The sequence below is a fragment of the Citrobacter sp. CK195 genome (assembly GCF_030333365.1).
Classification (GTDB): domain Bacteria; phylum Pseudomonadota; class Gammaproteobacteria; order Enterobacterales; family Enterobacteriaceae; genus Citrobacter_B; species Citrobacter_B koseri.
The window spans coordinates 593,229-611,333 of sequence record NZ_JAOWGB010000025.1 but is presented as its reverse complement, the minus strand read 5'-3'; the positions used below and the strand labels follow the sequence as shown (position 1 = coordinate 611,333).

Genomic DNA, 18,105 nt, shown 5'->3' with positions numbered 1-18,105 from the left:
GAAACTCCGTTATGCCGCGTTCAGGGCGTTATGGTTGATGGCCATCATCATCATGAGCCGCTCTTCGGTGGCGTCATCGCCGTGGATTTCACCGGTTACCCGGCCTTCGCTTAAGGTGATGATCCGGTCGGAAACCGCCATCACTTCGGGCAGATCGGAAGAGATCACAATCACCGCCACGCCCTGTTTCGCCATATCAAACAGCACCTGGTGCACCTCGGATTTGGTGCCCACATCAATGCCGCGCGTCGGTTCATCAACAATCAGCACCCGTGGATTGAGCGCCATGCAGCGCGCGAGGATCACTTTCTGCTGATTGCCGCCGGAGAGCTTGCGCACCTCCTGCTCGCTGTTGACCATCTTGATTTGCAGCGCCTGGCGGTAAGATTCGATCAGGTCATCTTCCTTGCGGGTATTGACGAAAAAGCGCCAGCGCAGCAGCGAAGATAGACTGGAGAGCGACAGGTTGTCGCGAATAGACAGTCCCAGCACCGCCCCCTCTTTTTTGCGATCTTCCGGCACCAGCGCCACGCCCTGATCCAGCGCGTACATCGGGTCACGGGGGTGATACGCCGCGCCGTCCAGCTCGAACGTCCCGGAAGTAAAGCCGTCAGCGCCAAAAAGACAGCGCGCCACTTCGGTACGCCCGGCGCCGACCAGCCCCGCAATCCCCAGCACCTCCCCGGCATGAACGTGAAAGCTGATGTCGTGCAGCGCAATGCCGTGCGGGTCCAGCGGCGGCTTTTCGCGACACAGCCCCTTCACCGCAAGGCGAATCGGTTTGTCTTCATGATGGGTTTCGCTGGGGGGGCGACGATTAAAGGCCACGTCTCGTCCCACCATCAGGCGGATCAGCTGTTCCACGTTGGTTTCCGCGACCGCGCCGCTGCCGGTAAAGCGGCCATCCTGAAACACGGTAAAGCGATCGCAGAGCTGGAAAACTTCATGCAGGCGATGGGTGACATAAATAATGCTCACGCCCCGACCTTTAAGTTCCCGCACGACGCGGTGCAGGCTTTCCACTTCGCTGTCGCTCAGCGCGGCGGAAGGTTCATCCATAATGATGAGCTTCGCGTTCAGGGTCAGCGCGCGGGCGATCTCCACCATTTGCTGCTGCGCCACGCTCAGGCGGGCAACCGGCGTGGTCGGCGCGACATTCAGTTGCAGATAGTCCAGCACCACCTGCGCCTCCTGGTTCACGGCCTTCGCATCGACGATCACATTACGTTTACGCGGCTCGCGCCCGAGAAACATATTTTCCGCAACGGTCATGTTGGGCAGCAGATTAAATTCCTGATAGATGGTAATGATGCCTTTGTTTTGCCGCTCAACCGGCGAGTCCTCCACCGGCAGCGTTTCGCCATTGAACCAGATGTCCCCACGGGTCTGCGGCTGCGCCCCTGCCAGCGCTTTCAGCAGCGTGGACTTCCCCGCGCCGTTCTCGCCAAGCAGCGCGTGAATCTCCCCCGTCCCGACGGTCAGTTGTACGTTGCTCAACGCCCAGACGCCGGAAAAGCTCTTTGCCAGATCGGTAACGTTCAGTAAGGGTTGCAACATCGGTCTGCTCCTCCTTTAATGCGAGCCGCCGCAGCGACGGCGGCTCCGGGCAAATCAGTTACCGGCTTCGCCGATACGCTCGGCCTGTTGCAGGTTCTCTTTGGTGATTAACGTCGGCGGATAATCCGCACCGGTGATGGCTTTCTTCTCACGCACGTTCGCAACCAGTTGGCTCATCGCCGTCTGTACCGCGAAACCCGGACGCTGATCCGCCGTCGCCGCCATCCAGCCGTCGCGCACCCGCGCCAGCGCTTCCGGCACCGCGTCAAATCCCGTCACCAGAATTTCGCCCGGTTTCACCCCCTGCCCCTGCAACGCTTCAATCGCGCCCAGCGCCATATCATCGTTGGCGGAGAGGATGACCTGCGGACGTTTTTTCAACGACGGCAGCACGCTTTCAACAATGCGCATTCCTTCCGAACGCATCCAGTTACCGGTCTGGTCAGCAACAATGCGGTACGTATCGCCCCCCGCCTTCAGGCTGTCGCGAATGCCTTTGGTGCGTTCAATATTGGAAGAAGACCCCGGCTGGCCGGTCAGCAGCACAATGTCCGCGCCGTCAGGAAATTTGCTTTTGACAAAGTCGCCAATGGCCTGGCCGCCCTTGTAGTTGTTCGCGCCAAAATGCGGAACCTGCTTCTGGCTATCGACGGAGCGATCGAGCGTCACCACCGGCAGATTAGCGTCCTGAATCTCATCCACCGCGCTGGAAACTGCGTTGACATCATTCGGGGAGACGATGAATCCCTGGGCGCCACGGGTGATGGCGTTTTCCAGATCGGCAACCTGCTTCGGCGAACTTCCCTGCCCGTCCAGAACCTGTAGGCTGACGCCCATCTCTTTCGCGGCTTTCACCGCCGTGCGCTGCATGTGAACTTCAAACGGCATTGCCAGGTTCGGCGTGCTAAAAACAATTTGTTCGTTCTCGGCCATTGCCGCCCCGGCTGTCATGGCGATGAAGGCGGCTAAAATCAGCTTTTTCATTGTTATGTCTCTCTGTGTAGGGTGTGTTGTTATGGAAAATCAGAGGAGAACTTCACGCTGGCTGTGCAATGACTCCAGCGCTTTATCAGCCAGATACAGCGCACGCTCACCGTCATCACCGCTGCACTCCGGCACTGCCTCGCCGCGCAAGATGGCGACAAAGTGCTCCCACTCGGCGGCATAGGCAGCCTGATAACGTTGCAGGAAGAAATGCTCAGGCAGCGCGCTGGTGCAGCCGTTCTGGCCAAAGTGCTGCACCTGGTTTTCGAGAATATTGCCCGCCGTAAGCAGACCTTCGGAACCGTGCAGTTCCAGACGCTGGTCATAGCCATAAGACGAGCGACGGCTGTTAACGATGGTCGCCAGCGCGCCGGAGGCATACTTGAGCACGATAAACGCGGTGTCGATATCGCCTGCCGTGCCAATTGCCGGATCGACCAGATTGCTTCCCTGGGCGTAGACCGAAACAGGCTCTTCCCCCATGATGAAACGCGCCATATCGAAATCGTGGATGGTCATATCGCGGAACATCCCGCCGGAGACGCGCACATATTCCGCAGGCGGCGGAGAAGGATCGCGGGAGATAATCAGCAATGATTCCGGCTTGCCGATGCGCCCGCTCTGCGCTTCGGTTTTAACGCGGCGGAACTGTGGGTCGAAACGACGGTTAAAGCCGATAAACAGCGGTACGTCGAACTCTTTGACCACTTTCAGGCAGTCGCACACGCGGGCAAGATCAAGATGTACGGGCTTTTCACAGAAAATGGCTTTGCCGTGGCGGGCGGCCAGTTCAATCAAATCGGCATGGGTATCCGTGGCGGAGGCAATCAGCACGGCATGAACATCAGGATCGGTCATCGCCTCATCAAGACTTTGCTGACGGGCCTGATATTGCGTAGCCAGGCGGGAGGCAAAGGTCTCGTTCGGATCAACGACAGACCACAGGGTAGTCTCTTTGTGGGTTGCGATGTTAGCGGCATGTACCTGACCAATTCGGCCAGCTCCCAGTAAAGCAATGTTAAACATAACGGCTCCCGGTGTTGGTGAATGCGGTGAACTAACGACCCCTTAAATAAAACATTTATTTCATTTTTATAAATAGTGAAAATTATGTTTTTGCGCGCAAGTTAACATTCTTGTGATGATTGAGGTAAATTTTGTTATCAATCTCACAACACAACGATGGAGAAGATGCAGAAATTGGCCCCCTTTCATTCAGAAAGAGGGCGAGGAATGAAAAAACAGGAAAAATGAAATGAAAATTTCGTTGTCGCAGGTTGCCGGATGGCGGCGCGAACGCCTTATCCGGCTTACGGGTTAGCGCCATCCGGCATTACTCACTCAATACTGACGCGCCTTTTTCACCTGATCGAACGTCTGCTCGGCGGCTTTTCGCACCGACGGTGAATCGGCCACCTGCGCATCGCCGGTGCGCCACCATGAGGCGTAATCGTGAGTCATCGTTTTTGGCAGCACTTTAATATCCAGCAGCGTCGGCCCCGGATGCGCGCGCGCCGCCTCCAGCGCCGTCAGCAGGCTCTGCTCATCATGTACCCGCCACGCCCGGCAGCCGTAGCTTTGCGCATTTTGGGCGAAATCAACCGCCACCAGCGGGCCGTCCAACTGACCGGATTGTGGTTGACGGGCGCGATTCTCGGTGCCAAAACTGCCCATCCCATGCCCCATTTGCAGGTTATTGATGCAGCCAAACCCGCCGTTATCAAACAGCAGGATGGTGATTTTTATCCCCTCCTGCACCGCCGTTTGCAGCTCGGAATGCAGCATCATGTACGAACCGTCGCCCACCATCGCATAGACCGGCTGCTGCGGCTTCGCGAGTTTCGCCCCAAGCGCGGCCGCAATTTCATACCCCATACAGGAATAGCCGTACTCCAGGTGGTAGCTGTCGGGCGTTTTCACCTGCCAGAGACGCTGCAAATCGCCCGGCAGCGATCCCGCCGCGCCGACCACAATGGCGTCATCCTCAATGTGCTGGTTGATAATCCCCAGAACGCGAGTCTGAGTCAGCCGCGTGTTCAGCGCTTCACTGTATTCCGCCAGTTGCGCATCAAGGTGCCCGGCAATTTCCGGCGCGTCATCCGGGCGCCACTGGCGAGACCACAGCCGGTGGCACTCCTCGTCCCAGGCCGATTTCGCCTGCGCCACCTCGTCTCCCCAGCCGCTGCGATAATCCTGAAGCCCTTCCGTCAGCGCCGTCAGACCAGCGCGGGCATCGGCCACCAGCGCCGTGGCGTCCAGTTTGAGGGCATCGAACTCGGCGACATTCAGCAGGAGAAATTCTACGTCCGGGTGTGCAAACAGCGCTTTCGAACCGGTGGTGAAATCGGTCAGACGCGTGCCGACGCCGATAACCAGATCGGCCTGCGGCGCAAGCTGGTTTGCCGCCAGCCCGCCGGTAACGCCAATACCGCCCAGATTCAGCGGATGGTCGCTGACCAGCGCGCCTTTCCCGGCCTGGGTTTCCGCAAACGGCAGGTGCAGGTTTTCCACAAACTGACGAAACGCGTCGTGCGCGCCGGAATAACGCACCCCGCCGCCGCAAACCACCAGCGGGCGGCGTTTACGGGCAATCAGCGCCCGCGCCTGCGCCAGCCGGTGTGGGTCCGGCGGTCGTCTTTCAATATGGTGAACGCGACGGACAAAGAAACTCTGCGGGTAATCCCAGGCTTCGCCCTGCACATCCTGCGGTAAACAGATCGTCACCGCGCCGGTATCAGCCGGATCGGTCAGGGTGCGCATGGCGTTAAGCATCGCGCTCATCAACTGTTCCGGGCGGTTGATACGATCCCAGTAGCGCGAAACCGGGCGAAAGCAGTCGTTGGTGCTGATACTGAGATCGTGGTACTGCTCGATTTGCTGTAATACCGGGTCCGGCTGGCGGCTGGCGTAGATATCGCCCGGCAACAGCAGCAGCGGAATACGGTTCGCCGTCGCCGTGGCCGCCGCCGTCACCATATTAGCCGCGCCGGGCCCTACCGAAGAGGTGACGGCGTAAATGCGCTGGCGACGGTGCTGTTTCGCGAACCCTGTCGCCATGTGCGCCATTCCCTGTTCATTACAGCCCTGATGCACCCGCAAATGCCCGGCGTCCTGCTCCAGCGCCTGCCCGATGCCGAGTACGTTACCGTGGCCGAAGATGGTCGCCACGCCTTCGATGAACGGCATCTCCTGCCCGTCTACATCGACGTACTGTTGATTGAGAAACTTGACCAGCGCCTGCGCCATGGTCATACGTACGGTTGTCATAAGTCCCTCCGTCAGCCCAGCGTTGGCATGGAGAACGCGGCGCCGCTATCCTGCTGCATCTCCGGCCAGCGGGCGGTAACGGTTTTCATGCGGGTATAAAAACGCACGCCGTCATTACCATGAACGTTAAGCGGACCAAAAATAGACCGTTTCCAGCCGCCGAAGCTGTGGAACGCCATCGGCACCGGAATCGGCACGTTAACGCCGACCATCCCGGCCTGCACCTCTTCACAGAAACGACGCGCGCAGCCGCCGTCGCGGGTAAAGATCGCCGTCCCGTTGCCATATTCGTGGCGATTAATCAGATCCACCGCGCTGGCGTAATCCTTCACCCGCACCACGGAGAGTACCGGGCCAAAGATCTCTTCTTTGTAAATCGTCATCTCAGGCGTGACGTTATCAAACAAGGTCGGCCCGACGAAAAAGCCCTGCTCGTGGCGCTTCACGCTAAAGCCGCGACCATCCACCCGCAGCCGCGCGCCCTGCGCCTCGCCGCTGTCGATATAGCCCAGCACTTTACTGCGATGTGCGGCGGAGATCAGCGGCCCCATCTCATTTTCCGGCGTTTGATCAAGCCCCGGCCCAACGCGTAACGCGGCGATCTGCGTTTCCAGCCGCGCGCAAAGTTCGTCCGCCGTGTTATCCCCCACCGCCAGCACCACGGAGAGCGCCATACAGCGCTCGCCCGCCGCACCATACGCCGCGCCCATAATCGCATTGGTTGCCATATTCATGTCGGCGTCCGGCATCAGAATGCAGTGGTTTTTCGCCCCGCCCAACGCCTGACAGCGTTTGCCGTGCGCCGACGCCGTCTGATAAATATATTCTGCAATCGGCGTCGAGCCGACAAAACTGACGGCCTGAACGCGCGGATCGGTCAGCAGAACATCCACCGCTTCTTTATCGCCCTGCACAACGTTAAAAACGCCATCCGGCAGACCGGCCTCTTTCAGCAGTTTTGCCAGCGCAAGCGGCAGCGAGGGATCTTTTTCCGACGGCTTAAGCACAAAGGTATTGCCGGTAGCCAGCGCGATGGGGAACATCCACATCGGCACCATCGCCGGGAAGTTGAACGGGGTGATCCCGGCGCACACGCCCAGGGGCTGCATCAGTGAATGGCTGTCAACGCCGGTGCCGACATTCGCCGAATGTTCGCCTTTTTGCAGGTGTGGAATGCCGCAGGCAAACTCGACCACTTCCAGACCGCGCGTCAGTTCGCCCACCGCATCAGAATACACTTTGCCATGTTCTTCACTGACCAGCCGGGCGAGCGAATCCATGTTCTGCTCCAGCAGCGCTTTAAAACGAAACAGCACTCGCGCGCGTTTCAGCGGCGACTGCCTTGACCAGGCGGCAAACGCCTGCTGCGCAGCGGCAATGGCTCGCTCCGTTTCCTGCGCCGTGCTCATCACCACCTGACGAATTTGCTCGCCCGTGGCGGGGTTGAAGATCGCCTGAACGCGCTGGCCTGAGCCCGTAACACATTCGCCGTGAATAAAATTCGCTACCGTCTCCATCCTGAACCTCTCGCTGTTAATACGTGACTGTTACCCGAACACTGTATATGAAACAAACGTTCTATTTTAAGTTGAAATAAAATAAATATTGATTATTGTGATCAGGAATGGATTTTTATGTTAACAGGCTGCATCGCCGGGCCGGATGTATCACTAACATTTAAAATGTACGGTTTTGCGTTTAGAATCAGAAAACTAAGTATGGGGGATAACATGACGACAGCATCCAGTCTGAGCGAGCTACAGCAGCAAATTCGCGACCGTTACGATAGTCTCAGTAAACGATTGCAGCAGGTGTCCCGCTATGTGCTGGATAACACTAACAGCGTAGCGTTCGATACCGTCGCCGTCATCGCCGAACGGGCGGACGTGCCGCCATCGACGCTTATCCGTTTCGCCAACGCGTTTGACTTCACCGGTTTCAACGAAATGAAACAACTGTTTCGTATGAACCTGGTGGAAGAAACGGCCAGCTACAGCGATCGCGCGCGGCTGTTCAGAGAGATGGAGAGCGAATCCGTACCGGAAACGCCGTTAGACATCCTGCAAGAATTTGCCCGTTCGAATGCTCAGGCGCTGCAACAGCTGGCGTCGCGTACCGATCCCGACATGCTGCAACGCGCCGTTCAATTACTGGCGGAGGCCGACACGATTTATATCGCAGGCCTGCGGCGCTCTTTTAGCGTGGCCGCCTATCTGACTTACGCGCTCAGCCACCTTGAATGCCGCCCAATACTGCTTGATGGCATGGGGGGGATGCTGCGAGAGCAAATCAGCCGAATCAAGAGTCGCGATATCGTTATCTCCATCAGCTTTTCCCCTTACGCAGAAGAGACGGTCATGGTCAGCGAAACCGCAGCCAGCGTCGGCGCAAAGCAAATTGTCATTACCGACAGTCAGATAAGCCCACTGGCGACCTTCAGCGATCTCTGCTTTGTAGTCAAAGAGGCGCAGGTAGACGCTTTTCGCTCACAATCCGCGACGCTTTGTCTGGTGCAGTCATTGGTTGTCGCTCTGGCTTACAGGCAGGGAAACAGTCATAAATAATCGTTAAGGCGTGGACGAAGATAATATTGCTTAAAATAGCGTTATTTTTTGATCATGCGTTAATTCAAAATGCCCCTTTACAGGGGCACAAACGCAATGCTTTTCGTGTGTAGTGTTACTCTTTATTTATCTTTTCGCTGGCGCGAAAACTTTTTCATGTAAATCCAGATATAACTCATCAATCTGCGTAAACGGATTGATACAATCGTTCTTCTCAAGCCATGCTCTGAGCCTGGCGCTTTCCTCACACGCCTTAAGACCATTTTTCTTTATTAGGCTATAGAGTCCATTATACTTTTCGCTATAATCTTTCAAATGCGTATTTTTAAGGTATTCCTTGCAGTTCTGTGCCGCGCTTTTATTTGCTTTAACAAATGGCCGTCTTAACACTTCATAATGGAGTAAAAACCAGACCTCGATGCAGGGATCAGAACGCAGGATCTTCGCCTGAGGATACCGGTCGCCACCAAGGGACTTTTTACGCCGTGAAAAAGTATGTTCTTTTAACATACTGGATGCCAGGTCAATATCTTTCCCAAACTCATCCGTATCAATTAGGCAATAGATCAACTCAAATTCAAGATCCTGCTCATAAAGATCAATGGCGGTGCGTACAACGCTACTTGGGTTTGAATGGCGCCCAGGTTCAATATAAACGTCTGTATTCGCTATTTTAAGGTCTTTAACCATATCCTTAAAATAGGTTGGTTCGGTCTCCGTACCTTCGCAAACGATCAGGGTTTTCTTACGTTCAGATTTAACTTTACCGCTGCCTCGTTTTTTCAATGCAGAAGGAGAAATTAACTCTTTCATTTTCCTGGCCATCATTCACCCCAAAAAAGGAACGCCACCAAATTTACCCAAATCCCAGCCTTTTATAATAGAGTCCTCAAACCTGGGGGCAAAATCGCTCAGTGGATAAAGCACGGTTTCAAGCTCGCTATTTTTCTCCAGGAACCATATTTGATCCCGTCTGACGAGTTTTTCCGTATCTAATAGAACGTTTGAATGCGTTGTGAGAATCAGCTGCAAAAGACGTTCAGAGTGTTTGACCATTAACTCAAAAATCGCTCTGACGATATAAGGGTGGAGCGATGATTCAAACTCATCAAGAACCAGTACGCTTTTTTCACCGGCCTCACAGCACAGTAACAGAATGCCTGATAGATCGAATAACTTCTTCGTTCCCGAAGATAATCTTTCATAAGGGATGTTTTTCTTGATACCGCTGGACGTCGTATGTTCTAAGACAATTTGAAAACCGACATCGCTCAATATCATTTTTTTCATTTCTTCTGGCATCTCATCAGGTAACGTCACATTCTTTTTCGTTACCGAAATATCAGAAATAGAAAGATCAAACTTGTTTAAAAACTCAAGTATTTTATTTTTTTTCTGTTCATCGCCATCAGCCAGATCGTCTAAAAAAGAGTATCTGGATGCCATTCGGAAAACATCATCATTGCGATTACTGGATACAATTAAATCGCCTCTGAACCAGTTAATAAACTCATCCAGTTGTGAGACATCATAAGCATGCAGAATGGATACGAATGGCGAGCGTTTGCTGTTATTGGCTTTTTCTATCGCCACTTCATACGTTTTTTTATCTATCTGCAACGATGGGCAGTAGTATTCGAACTCATTGGTTTCAGCATTATATACTCTGGAGATAATCGTCTTTGGTCTTACCCCTTTTTTTGAGTAAACCCATAAACCTTCAGCTTCTATCGCGTCTGTACCGATAGATAACGTATACTGATATCGTTCACCGGTCGTGCCGATAAAACTGATCTCAAAATCAGTAGGCGCGGTTAACTGTTCCTCATCAAAAATAAATTTAGGTATTTCTCTGTCGATAAACCGCGTTCTTATTGAATCATTCTGTGAACTATCAGCAAACCCTCTAAGGATATAGGATTGCAGAAAATCTAAAGCTTCAACAAAACTACTTTTGCCTGCGCCGTTAGCACCATAAATTACTGCGACCTTATTAATCAGCAGATCATCAAAATGCTCAGCTGTTGCCGTCGTCTCTGGATGCTCTTTATAAGATTTTTTAGCAGCCATCGATAAAGTTTGTTTTTGGCTAAAAACTTTAAAATTCTGCACTGAAAATTCAATAAGCATTTATAACTCCTTTTTTTGTGAAAAAATCACAAATTTTCCGGTTAAAGCCTATCACGCAACCTTCCCGATTGCCAGATCAACGTTGTCTGATTGTCAACCCATATGACCGCTTATCACGGCAGTTTCTACAATATTCACGACCCCCTACGGAGCCCCCGTCTCTCCCGCCGCCAGACCTCATTGATTCAATTACAGTTTATTCCTAAAGCCACCGCCTTTCTGCCGTGTCATGCTTAACCACGCATATAACTGATAACGTTAAGCGAGGTTCTTATGAAAAAAACAATGATCGCCTTATCTGCACTTCTGCTGGCTTCCCCTGTTTTTGCTGCGACCACACACGCGACCGATAACGACGTTGCAGCCGCTCATGAAAGCGCAAATACCGCCAAAGAGAAACTGCACCAGGCGCAGAATCAGGGTGAAGAGCTGAAACTGAAATCTGAACATGCCGCTGAAGGTAAAAGCGACAACCTGAGCAGTAAAGTGAGTGAAGGCTCGCAGAAGGCCTGGAATAAGACCAAAGAAGGCACCGAAAAAGGCTGGAATGCCACGAAAGAAGGTGCTGAGAAAGGCTGGAACAAAACCAAAGAAGGCGCAGCAGAACTTGAGAAAAAAGTCAGCGAATAATTTTGCCTGACATGAGAAAAAAGCCGCTAATGCGGCTTTTTTTATTCCTGCGAATCACCCTTTATCCGGCCTGCGGTGATGACCTTTTTATTTACTGCGCCGTCGTTAAAAACCGTACCCGCACACGCAGACCGCCCAGCGTTTCACTGCGCGACAGCTGTGGATGGGTACGGTGCAGGCGGGCAATGTCGTTAACCAGCGCCAGACCGATCCCCGCCCCGCTCTCATTCCCCACGTTAGCAAGCCGATGAAACGGCATCAGCGCCTGCGGGATCTGCTCAGCGTCAATCCCTGGCCCATTGTCTTCCACCACCAGCACAACAGCCTCGCCATCCCGCAATAGCCGTGCCGTTACCGTTCCCTGCGACGGCGTATATTTCAGCGCATTATCCAGCAAATTCGCGCACAGCTCGCCGAGCAAAACGTCATCCCCTTCAATCCACACCGCCTCTTGCTCACCTTCATACCCCAGATCGATAGCCTTGCTGCGCGCCTGCGCCAGACGGCTAAAACAGCTCATCTGCACCACCTCATACAGATTAACCGGCAAGAACTGTCGCTCCCCCTGCTCTTTACGTTTCACCGCCGACAGTTGCAACAGCCGCTCCGTCAGCAAAATCGTGCTATCCAGCGTCGCGCTCATCGCCCGTAAACTTTCGTGCCACTGCTGCGGCTGTTGACTGGCTAACGCCACCGCCGCCTGCGTTTTCAACACGGCCAGCGGCGTTTTTAACTGATGGGACGCATCGGCGCTAAAGCGTTCCTGACGGGAGATCAGCGCGCGCAGGCGATCAATGTAGCGGTTAAAGGCGACGATCAGCAGCCGGGTCTCTGACCAGGGCAACAGTTCCGGCAAGGGCGTCAGCAAGCCCGGTTCACGACGCACCATCAGCGAGGAGAGCTGGCGCATCGGCTTCAGAATGCGTCGCAGCAGCCAGCCAACGAGAATCAATGTCAGCAGCACCAGCAGCCCTTGCGACACCCATGAGGAGAACAGCAGTTGCCCGGCCAGATAGCGCCGGGACTGTAGCGTCTCGGCAACGTAGATCTCCGCCATCCCGAATATCGCCCCTTCATTTACCGGCTGGAGCAGACGCGCCACGCGGATCGCCTGTCCGCGATACTGGGTGTGATAAAACCACGCCAGCGCCGGGTAGAGCCGGGTTCGCGAGGTGGAAGGCGGCATCGCGGGCAGATCGTCATAACCGGAGATCACCTTGCCGCCCGGGTCCACGACTTTGTAATAGAGACGGTCGTTCATGTTGAGTTCAAAGCTGTCGAGCACCACCCAGGGGACATTCACCTCCAGTTTGTCGTGGCGCACCACCAGCCGTTCCGCCACCGTTCTCGCAGAAGAGAGCAGCGTCCTGTCGTAGGCCTGCGTCGCCGCCTGTAACGCGCTAACGTAGCTGTTAAATGCCGACAATCCCCACAGCAGCACCAGCGGCAATCCGAGGAACAGCAACAGTTGCAAGTACAGCGACTGGGGTTTAGCCCACCTCATCGCCGCACTCCAGCACGTAACCCAGCCCACGCAGGGTGGTGATCCGCACGTTACTGCCCTGTAATTTTTTCCGCAGACGATGGATATAGAGTTCGATGCTCTCCGGGCTGACCTCATCGCTCAGGCTGAAGACCTGTTCAAACAGCTGCTGGCGCGACACCGGTCGCGTTCTGCGGTACATCAATACCGTCAGCAACGCCTGCTCACGCGGGGTCAGCGCCAGCGGCTGCGCCTGAAGCAAAAAGTAACCTTCATCGTGAAACGCCAGATCGCCAAGCTGCTGTAACTCCTGCACCTGACCTGCGCTGCGCCGCAGTAATGCCCGCAGCCGCGCATCAAGTTCTTCAATCTCAAACGGTTTTGGCAGATAGTCATCCGCTCCGACGTTCAGCCCTTTCACCCGATCCGCCACCGCGCTGCGCGCCGTCAGCAGCAGCACTGGCAGCGTTTGTCCACGCTTGCGCAGGCGCTGCACCACTTCCAGTCCGTCCAGCCCCGGCATGTTGATGTCGAGCACCGCCAGCGCATAGGTTTCAGTGTGCAGAAGATGATCGGCCGCCTGGCCATCAAATACGCAGTCCACGGCAAAACCGTTCTGCACCAGCGCTTTTTCCAGCCAGTGAGCCAGTTCACGGTTATCTTCCGCTAATAAGAGACGCATATCACATCCTGTAAAGTTTCTGCCGCATTGAAAGGGAATTGAAAGGTTATTGTTTTAACAATCACGCAACCGAACTGCTACATGTCGGCTCACATAATCACAAAAATCTTCTTCCGTATCTGAAAACTCGGACGTCCGCGTGAGGATAAACAATGAAAAAACAATTACTTCGTGCCCTTACTGCCAGCGTTTTACTGATGAGCACCGCTGTGCTGGCGCAGGACGCGCCGTCGCGTACTGAGTGTATCGCCCCGGCCAAACCCGGCGGCGGGTTTGACCTCACCTGTAAGCTAATTCAGGTGAGCATGATGGAAACCGGCGCTATCGAAAAACCGATGCGCGTCACCTACATGCCGGGCGGCGTCGGCGCGGTCGCCTATAACGCTATCGTCGCCCAGCGTCCTGGCGAACCGGGGACGGTCGTCGCCTTCTCCGGCGGCTCGCTGCTTAATCTGTCGCAGGGGAAATTTGGTCGTTACGGCGTGGATGACGTGCGCTGGCTGGCGAGCGCCGGTACTGATTACGGCATGATCGCCGTGCGCGCCGACTCCCCGTGGAAGTCGCTAAAAGATCTGCTCGCCGCGATGGAGAAAAATCCTGACAGCGTGGTGATTGGCGCTGGCGCATCGATTGGCAGCCAGGACTGGATGAAGTCGGCGCTGCTGGCGCAAAAGGCCAATGTCGATCCGCACAAGATGCGCTACGTGGCGTTTGAAGGCGGCGGCGAGCCGGTCACTGCGCTGATGGGCAACCATGTGCAGGTGGTTTCCGGCGATCTCAGTGAAATGGTGCCTTACCTGAGCGGCGATAAAATTCGCGTGCTGGCGGTATTTTCTGAAGAACGCCTGCCGGGTCAGTTAGCCAACGTCCCGACCGCCAAAGAGCAAGGATACGACCTGGTCTGGCCGATCATTCGCGGCTTCTACGTGGGGCCAAAAGTCAGCGATGCCGACTACCAGTGGTGGGTAGAGACCTTCAAAAAGCTCCAGCAGACCGACGAGTTTAAAAAGCAGCGTGAGTTGCGCGGCCTGTTTGCATTCGACATGACCGGCAAGCAGCTTGACGACTACGTCAAAAAGCAGGTCGCCGATTACCGCGAGCAGGCGAAAGCCTTCGGCCTCGCGAAATAAACCTGGAGGCAATCATGAGCGATCGTATTTTTGCAGGTATCTGGCTGTTGCTCTGCGTTGCCGGGCTGTTCATCGCCTGGCAGATTCAGAGTGAATACAGCTACGAACCGGTCGGCCCTCGCCCGTTTCCGCTGGGCATTATCGGTCTGATGGCGCTCTGCGCGCTGGCGCTGTTATTGCGTCATCCCGATACCGTTAGCTGGCCTCACCACCATGTGCTGCAAAAGCTGCTCACGATGGTGATTGTCCTGCTGATGTACGCCTGGGGATTTGAGTGGCTGGGCTTCCCGATTGCCACCGCCATTCTCACCCTGGTCATCGGCATTCTGTTCGGCGCAACAATCCCGGCTGCGGGCATTTCCGGCGCGGTTCTCGGCATCCTGCTGTGGTATGCCTTCGACCGTCTGCTTGACGTCACCTTACCTCTCGGCGCCTGGCTGAGTTAACGGAGAAACGATGGATACCTGGATATATCTTTCTCAGGGTTTTGCGGTGGCAATGACGCCGGAAAACCTGGTAATCGCGCTGATCGGCTGCTTCGTCGGCACCATTGTCGGCCTGCTGCCGGGTCTTGGCCCGATTAACGGCGTGGCGATTTTACTGCCGCTGGCTTTCGCCCTGCATCTGCCTGCGGAGTCCGCGCTGATCCTGCTGGCTACGGTTTATATCGGCTGTGAATACGGCGGGCGTATTTCGTCGATTCTGCTCAACGTGCCCGGCGATGCGGCGGCGATCATGACCGCGCTCGACGGTTATCCGATGGCGCAACAGGGGCGCGGCGGCGTCGCGCTTTCCATCTCGGCGGTCAGTTCATTTTTTGGATCGCTTATCGCCATCGGCGGGATCATCCTGTTCGCGCCGTTGCTGGCGCAATGGTCGCTGGCGTTTGGCCCGGCGGAATACTTTGCGCTGATGGTCTTTGCCATCGCCTGCCTCGGCAGCATGATGGCGCAAAATCCACTGAAATCATTTCTGGCAGCGCTGATCGGTCTGGGTCTGGCGACCGTCGGCGTAGACGCCAACACCGGGGTTTATCGCTTTACTTTTGACAGCGTACATCTCTCCGACGGTGTGCAGTTCATCGTGGTGGTGATCGGTTTGTTCTCTGTCTCAGAAATTCTATTAATGCTGGAACATACCAGCAGCGGCCAGAAACTGGTACGCAAAACCGGGCGCATGTTGTTTAACGCCAAAGAAGGGGCGCAGTGCGTAGGCGCAACGTTACGCTCATCGGTGATTGGCTTCTTCGTCGGCGTGCTGCCGGGCGCAGGCGCCACCATCGCCAGCGCCATCACCTACATGACCGAGAAGAAGATCAGCGGTAACAGCGACAGCTTCGGTAAAGGTGATATCCGTGGCGTGGCGGCACCGGAAGCCGCTAACAACGCGTCGGCCTGCGGTTCATTCATCCCCATGCTGACCCTCGGCGTACCAGGTTCCGGCACCACGGCGGTAATGATGGGAGCGCTGACGCTGTATAACATCACGCCAGGGCCTGCGATGTTCACCGAACAGCCGGATATCGTCTGGGGGCTGATCGCCGCGCTGCTGATCGCCAACGTGATGCTGCTGGTCATGAACATCCCGCTAATTGGCATGTTCACCCGTATGCTGACCATCCCGCTGTGGTTCCTTGTCCCGGCGATTGCCGCCGTGTCTGCGGTCGGCGTGTACGCGGTACACAGCACCACGTTCGATCTGGTGCTGATGGTAGCGCTCGGCATACTGGGCTACATTCTGCGCAAAATGCACTTCCCCATGTCGCCGCTGATCCTCGGCTTTGTGCTGGGTGAAATGCTGGAGCAGAACCTGCGCCGCGCGCTCTCTATCAGCAACGGCAATATGGCGATTTTATGGGAGAGCGGTGTGACGAAAGCGCTGCTGACAATGGCGATGGCGGTGATTGTCATCCCGCCGCTGCTGCGCCTTATTCGCAAGCGCAACAGCAAGCCGCAGGTGGATATCGGCTAACGGATTGCCGGATGGTGTTGCGCCATCCGGCAATCATCACTGTCGCGCCTCAATCCGTTGTAGCATATACGGGAAGAAAGGATTCGACGTCACGCGCATCAGCGTATCCAGCCCCACCGCCAGCGTGGACGTTTCCCCGCGCAGCGCGATAGTCCCGATACTGATTCCATAGCGGTTCAGTTCGTCCGGTTGCAGACCATACAGCGAATCGCTGAGCGGAAACGGCACCGCCACATGCGACAGCGAATACATCTCCTGCGGCCAGGCCAATGGCAACGGCTGAACCTGCTCCACATGCTCCCCGGCCGGGGTATCGCGCGCCACGGCGTTCAGCGTTTCCGGCGTCGCATTCGTGATGATGGTTGTGCGATAGTTGCGCGGCGCAGGCGGTAACAACTGAGTAATGGCGGTATACGATGAGGTGCGCAACAGCGGACGCAGACTGGCGGCCTGATTGATATCGAACAACACCAGCTCACTGCCGTTATTGCCAAGATAACGATAAAACGAATCCACCACCGCACGGGTGCTCACCGTAGAATCCATAATTGACTGGAAGGTCAACACCGGCGGCAGTTCGTTAAGGCGGGAACTTCGCGCATCCCGCGAAATCTGCTGTTGTAATGCTTTTGTCAGCAGATAAGACTGACGCGCGGCGTTAACCGGAAACGAGTTATATTTGAACGGATTATATTCTGGCGTGACGTTCAACCACGCCGCTTTGGCAAACGGCGGAAAGAGCGCAGGCAAACCCGCCAGTCCGGCAAAACGAGCAAATGCCGTCACGCCGATCATCGGCGACAGCAGGATAAGCTGCTGAGGACGCCGCAACGTGTTGTCTTCCAGCGCGTCCAGCGTGTACTTGAGCGCCAGCGCCCCGCCGTTTGAGTAGCCCACCAGATGCAACGGCACATCTCGCCCTGCAAGCCGCGTCGCTTCCCGAACCGCCAGCCGCGAGGCGGCAAGCCACTGTTCCCACTCCACCGCCGTTAACGCACCGGGCGCAGTGCCGTGCCCAGGCAGACGCGGCACAATGGCGATAAAGCCACGCTGCTGATAATCCTTAGCAACGTATTTCATGCTGTAGGGCGAATCCGTTAAGCCATGCAGTAACACGGCAACGCCACGCGGTTTACCCTGCGGCATGAGTACGTACGAGCGATTGCCGTTGGGCGAAAACTGCGGCGGCCAGACCCGGCTGTTATGGTAAAAACGGTTGATGGGCGTCTGCTCATCCGGCTTCAGCTTATCCGTCACTCCGGTTTTCAGATGGCTAAACAGCGCCTCTTCCCGCGCCAGGTACTGCGAAAAAGTGGCCTTATCCAGCGCGTTGGCAGACATTTCGCTACCGGTCCAGGTATGCCAGAGATGAAGATCGGGCCCGCTTTCTGTCTGGTAAACCCGCACGCCAAGAAAAACGATCAGAACCACAAGCAGCGTCAACGCCACATGCCTGATGAGCGATGCCAGTCCGGTACTCATCCATTTAAGGCGTCGGAATAGATTTTTTATCAATGGCTTAATCCCTGTCTCCCGCTCATCTGCTATTTCACAAACAGAATCAGTTTAGGCTGCGGATGTAAATCCTGTCTCATTTCTTAATCCCTGATATTTATAATGTTAAATATTTGTTGCTTTTGATCACAAAAATTAAACAAATAGTCAGTTTTGTATGCGTTTATCAAAAATGTAGATATTTTTAGTTTA

General features: G+C 55.3%; 15 protein-coding genes. 5 read left to right on the top strand and 10 right to left on the bottom strand.

The genetic code is table 11. The features are described from left to right. Positions 1 to 9: 9 nt before the first annotated feature. From OGX93_RS17110 to OGX93_RS17090, 5 genes are all read right to left on the bottom strand, one after another. On the bottom strand, positions 10 to 1,557 hold the full coding sequence (locus OGX93_RS17110) for a sugar ABC transporter ATP-binding protein (protein WP_047461783.1): 1,548 nt from the start codon (positions 1,555 to 1,557) through the stop codon (positions 10 to 12). Between the two features lie 54 nt (positions 1,558 to 1,611). Further along, the gene (locus tag OGX93_RS17105) at positions 1,612 to 2,541 is read right to left on the bottom strand and encodes a substrate-binding domain-containing protein (RefSeq protein ID WP_115608930.1); all 930 of its coding nucleotides are present in this window, start codon (positions 2,539 to 2,541) and stop codon (positions 1,612 to 1,614) included. Positions 2,542 to 2,580: 39 nt separating this feature from the next. Next, positions 2,581 to 3,567 carry an inositol 2-dehydrogenase gene (gene iolG / locus OGX93_RS17100; RefSeq protein ID WP_200076272.1) on the bottom strand — a complete coding sequence of 329 codons (987 nt, stop codon included), beginning with the start codon at positions 3,565 to 3,567 and terminating at the stop codon, positions 2,581 to 2,583. A gap of 315 nt (positions 3,568 to 3,882) precedes the next feature. After that, on the bottom strand, positions 3,883 to 5,808 hold the full coding sequence (iolD, locus tag OGX93_RS17095) for a 3D-(3,5/4)-trihydroxycyclohexane-1,2-dione acylhydrolase (decyclizing) (RefSeq protein ID WP_286448826.1): 1,926 nt from the start codon (positions 5,806 to 5,808) through the stop codon (positions 3,883 to 3,885). Positions 5,809 to 5,819: 11 nt separating this feature from the next. After that, the gene (locus tag OGX93_RS17090) at positions 5,820 to 7,325 is read right to left on the bottom strand and encodes a CoA-acylating methylmalonate-semialdehyde dehydrogenase (protein WP_198448576.1); all 1,506 of its coding nucleotides are present in this window, start codon (positions 7,323 to 7,325) and stop codon (positions 5,820 to 5,822) included. A gap of 213 nt (positions 7,326 to 7,538) precedes the next feature. Between OGX93_RS17090 and OGX93_RS17085 the strand changes: the two genes are divergently transcribed. Further along, a complete protein-coding gene (locus tag OGX93_RS17085; RefSeq protein ID WP_047463948.1) occupies positions 7,539 to 8,372 on the top strand; it encodes a MurR/RpiR family transcriptional regulator in 834 nt (277 codons plus the stop codon). Positions 8,373 to 8,498: 126 nt separating this feature from the next. Here OGX93_RS17085 and OGX93_RS17080 read toward each other — a convergent pair whose 3' ends face one another. Together OGX93_RS17080 and OGX93_RS17075 are read right to left on the bottom strand one after the other, a co-directional pair. After that, positions 8,499 to 9,185, bottom strand: a complete 687-nt coding sequence (locus OGX93_RS17080; RefSeq protein ID WP_024130874.1) for an RloB family protein — start codon at positions 9,183 to 9,185, stop codon at positions 8,499 to 8,501. Between the two features lie 15 nt (positions 9,186 to 9,200). Beyond that, positions 9,201 to 10,502, bottom strand: coding sequence for an AAA family ATPase (locus OGX93_RS17075; protein WP_012134761.1), 1,302 nt, complete (start codon positions 10,500 to 10,502; stop codon positions 9,201 to 9,203). Between the two features lie 273 nt (positions 10,503 to 10,775). On the opposite strand from OGX93_RS17075, the gene OGX93_RS17070 reads away from it, so the two are divergent. Beyond that, entirely contained in the window at positions 10,776 to 11,132 is a 357-nt protein-coding gene (locus OGX93_RS17070) for a KPN_00521 family repetitive protein (protein ID WP_012134762.1), read from the top strand. A 91-nt stretch (positions 11,133 to 11,223) separates the two neighbouring features. On the opposite strand, the gene OGX93_RS17065 is transcribed toward OGX93_RS17070, so the two are convergent. Beyond that, positions 11,224 to 12,636, bottom strand: coding sequence for a sensor histidine kinase (locus tag OGX93_RS17065; RefSeq protein ID WP_047461775.1), 1,413 nt, complete (start codon positions 12,634 to 12,636; stop codon positions 11,224 to 11,226). Beyond that, entirely contained in the window at positions 12,623 to 13,297 is a 675-nt protein-coding gene (gene tctD / locus OGX93_RS17060; RefSeq protein WP_012134764.1) for a transcriptional regulator TctD, read from the bottom strand. Before tctD ends, OGX93_RS17065 begins: the two co-directional genes overlap by 14 nt. Positions 13,298 to 13,449: 152 nt before the next feature. On the opposite strand from tctD, the gene OGX93_RS17055 reads away from it, so the two are divergent. From OGX93_RS17055 to OGX93_RS17045, 3 genes are read left to right on the top strand one after another with little or no spacing between them, the layout of a single operon-like run. Then, positions 13,450 to 14,427 (top strand): Bug family tripartite tricarboxylate transporter substrate binding protein, encoded by a 978-nt coding sequence (locus OGX93_RS17055; RefSeq protein WP_049010221.1) that lies wholly within the window; start codon positions 13,450 to 13,452, stop codon positions 14,425 to 14,427. 11 nt (positions 14,428 to 14,438) lie between these two features. Continuing rightward, positions 14,439 to 14,873 (top strand): tripartite tricarboxylate transporter TctB family protein, encoded by a 435-nt coding sequence (locus OGX93_RS17050; protein ID WP_175479745.1) that lies wholly within the window; start codon positions 14,439 to 14,441, stop codon positions 14,871 to 14,873. 10 nt (positions 14,874 to 14,883) lie between these two features. Then, complete coding sequence (locus OGX93_RS17045) at positions 14,884 to 16,398, top strand: tripartite tricarboxylate transporter permease (RefSeq protein WP_275055580.1); 1,515 nt, start codon at positions 14,884 to 14,886, stop codon at positions 16,396 to 16,398. Between the two features lie 36 nt (positions 16,399 to 16,434). Here the strand turns inward: OGX93_RS17045 and OGX93_RS17040 are convergent, their stop codons facing one another. Continuing rightward, positions 16,435 to 17,910: an alpha/beta hydrolase gene (locus OGX93_RS17040; protein ID WP_286448884.1), complete on the bottom strand. Its 1,476-nt coding sequence runs from the start codon at positions 17,908 to 17,910 to the stop codon at positions 16,435 to 16,437. Between the last annotated feature and the right edge of the window lie 195 nt (positions 17,911 to 18,105).